1 tRNA gene and 2 rRNA genes are annotated in these 3,326 nt (G+C 58.4%); all 3 read left to right on the top strand.

Annotated elements, in window-relative coordinates:
• The first annotated feature begins 635 nt into the window (after positions 1 to 635).
• Positions 636 to 2,107, top strand: a 16S ribosomal RNA gene (locus GJ632_RS20440).
• A gap of 99 nt (positions 2,108 to 2,206) precedes the next feature.
• A tRNA-Ala gene (locus GJ632_RS20445) sits at positions 2,207 to 2,278 on the top strand.
• A gap of 225 nt (positions 2,279 to 2,503) precedes the next feature.
• Positions 2,504 to 3,326 (top strand): 23S ribosomal RNA (locus GJ632_RS22560); the annotation flags it as partial.

Below are 3,326 nucleotides of genomic sequence, written 5' to 3' on the forward strand. Positions count from 1 at the left end.
GGATGAGCGACCGGCCTCCGACCGCGCGACATCTCCGTGCACTCGACCGCTGAGCGACGCGTCACTTCCCTCGCCCGTGTGAGCTCTCGCGGCAGGGCGGCCACGAAGGTATGAAACCGCATGACGAAGCGCCGCCGGTTCGACGGCCTTTTATGTTCCCCTGCCATTCGTAGAAATACGCGGGGCGCCCCGGGACACTCCCGGCGCGCCACTCTCCGAACGCCCTCCGATCCCACCGGCCGACTACGTCGGCCGCGCTGGGAGTGCATCGCACTCTCACGCCGCCGACGATACGACGGGCTTAAGTGGTCGAGCGCATTTCGGAATAATGCGAACGACACACCGCGACCGCGACACGGTTCAACCCCGTGTCGCACTCTCGGACGCACCGTCCTCTCGCGAGGACACTCACGAAGCGCGGAACGATGCCCTTAAGGCGTCGAACGCGCTACGTTCAAGTCCGAAGTCATGAGGATTCCACCCCTGCGGTCCGCCGTACAGATGGAATCTGATGTTAGCCTTGGTAGTTCGGTGCCACCCGTTCGGTGACACCGAGCACCACGAACGGACCACGCAATGGAGATGATTCGTCACCAGACGAATACATCCCGCCAAACCCCCCTTCACAGGGGACCATTCCGGTTGATCCTGCCGGAGGCCATTGCTATCGGAGTCCGATTTAGCCATGCTAGTTGCGCGAGTTCAGACTCGCAGCAGATAGCTCAGTAACACGTGGTCAAGCTACCCTGCAGACACGGACAACCTCGGGAAACTGAGGCTAATCCGCGATACCGATCCCACGCTGGAATGCCGGGATCCACAAACGCTCCGGCGCTGCAGGATGCGGCTGCGGCCGATTAGGTAGACGGTGGGGTAACGGCCCACCGTGCCGATAATCGGTACGGGTTGTGAGAGCAAGAGCCCGGAGACGGAATCTGAGACAAGATTCCGGGCCCTACGGGGCGCAGCAGGCGCGAAACCTTTACACTGCACGCAAGTGCGATAAGGGGACTCCGAGTGCGAGGGCATATAGTCCTCGCTTTTGAGAACCGTAAGGTGGTTCTCGAATAAGAGCTGGGCAAGACCGGTGCCAGCCGCCGCGGTAATACCGGCAGCTCAAGTGATGGCCAATCTTATTGGGCCTAAAGCGTCCGTAGCTGGCCGTGAAAGTTCGTCGGGAAATCCATCCGCTCAACGGATGGGCGTCCGGCGAAAACTTCACGGCTTGGGACCGGAAGGCTCGAGGGGTACGTCCGGGGTAGGAGTGAAATCCTGTAATCCTGGACGGACCGCCGATGGCGAAAGCACCTCGAGAAGACGGATCCGACAGTGAGGGACGAAAGCTAGGGTCTCGAACCGGATTAGATACCCGGGTAGTCCTAGCCGTAAACGATGTTCACTAGGTGTGGCACAGGCTACGAGCCTGTGCTGTGCCGTAGGGAAGCCGAGAAGTGAACCGCCTGGGAAGTACGTCCGCAAGGATGAAACTTAAAGGAATTGGCGGGGGAGCACTACAACCGGAGGAGCCTGCGGTTTAATTGGACTCAACGCCGGACATCTCACCAGCTCCGACTACAGTAATGACGGTCAGGTTGATGACCTTACCACGAGCTGTAGAGAGGAGGTGCATGGCCGCCGTCAGCTCGTACCGTGAGGCGTCCTGTTAAGTCAGGCAACGAGCGAGACCCACGCACCTAATTGCCAGCAGCAGTTCCGACTGGCTGGGTACATTAGGTGGACTGCCAGTGCCAAACTGGAGGAAGGAATGGGCAACGGTAGGTCAGTATGCCCCGAATGAGCTGGGCTACACGCGGGCTACAATGGCCGAAACAATGGGTTGCTATCTCGAAAGAGAACGCTAATCTCCGAAATTCGGTCGTAGTTCGGATTGAGGGCTGAAACTCGCCCTCATGAAGCTGGATTCGGTAGTAATCGCATTTCAGAAGAGTGCGGTGAATACGTCCCTGCTCCTTGCACACACCGCCCGTCAAAGCACCCGAGTGAGGTCCGGATGAGGCTATCGCAAGATAGTCGAATCTGGGCTTCGCAAGGGGGCTTAAGTCGTAACAAGGTAGCCGTAGGGGAATCTGCGGCTGGATCACCTCCTAACGATCGGGACTGGGGCGACGCCCCAGCCCACCTTTGGCAGTCCGTTCATGTGCTCCCGTTCGCCGAACGGGCACCTTAGAACTACCAAGGCTAACACGGGCCCGTAGCTCAGCGGCAGAGCACCTCCTTTGCAAGGAGGAAGCCCTGGGTTCAAATCCCAGCGGGTCCATACTCTCCGGGAGCCACCCTCGATCCGAGTCCCTTAAGTGTGGGCAGGAGAGAGGATGACTCCCGAAGACGAAACCGATGCACTATCCCGCGAGAGCGCGGATAGGAAGGGTTCGACGGACGCTCCGGAAGTCCACCGGACGTTCGATGACAACCGTATGTACGCGTGCAATCCAGACGCCCACTGAACCCGTTCACCCGGGAACACGTGGACGTCCGATACAACTGTAACTGGCTACTGTACTGGCTGGTGAATGGCTCGGCTCGAGAGCCGACGAAGGACGTGCCAAGCTGCGAAAAGCCTGAGGGAGCCGCATGGAGGCGAAGAACTCAGGATCTCCGAATGGGAATCCCTACAACAATTGCCTCGCGCAATAGGGAACGTTCCGAATTGAAACATCTTAGTAGGAACAGGAACAGAAAGCAATCCGCGATGTCGTCACTAACGGCGAGTGAACGCGACACAGTCCAAACCGAATCCGCAAGGAAATGTGGTGTACGGACAATCTATAACGGATCACAATCTCACGAGAAGTCTCCTGGAACGGAGCGTGATACAGGGTGACAACCCCGTATCGTGAGAGCGCGATCCCGAGATTGCTCCAGAGTAGCGGGGGTTGGATATCCCTCGTGAATCTCGCAGGCATCAACTGCGAAGACTAAACACTCCTCGAGACCGATAGCGAACAAGTAGCGTGAGCGAACGCTGAAAAGCACCCCGAAAAGGGCGGTGCAATAGGGCCTGAAATCAGTCAGTGATAGAGCGACGGGGCATACAAGGTCCTCCGAAAAATGACCGTGGGGCGACCCACCAGTAAGAATCGGAGGAAGCCGGTGTTCCGTCGTACGTTTTGAAAAACGAACCAGGGAGTGCACTTACTTGGCGAGTCTAACGGATCATCCGGGAAGACGCAGGGAAACCGACAAGGCCGCAGCATTGCGAGGGCCGCCGTGTTCAAGCGCGGGGAGTCAAGTGGGTGCTACCCGAAACCAGGTGATCTACACGAGGGCAAGACGAAGCGTGGCGAAAGCCACGTGGAGGTCTGTTA

Origin of the sequence: Halogeometricum sp. CBA1124, from assembly GCF_009741955.1 — an archaeon.
Classification (GTDB): domain Archaea; phylum Halobacteriota; class Halobacteria; order Halobacteriales; family Haloferacaceae; genus Halogeometricum; species Halogeometricum rufum.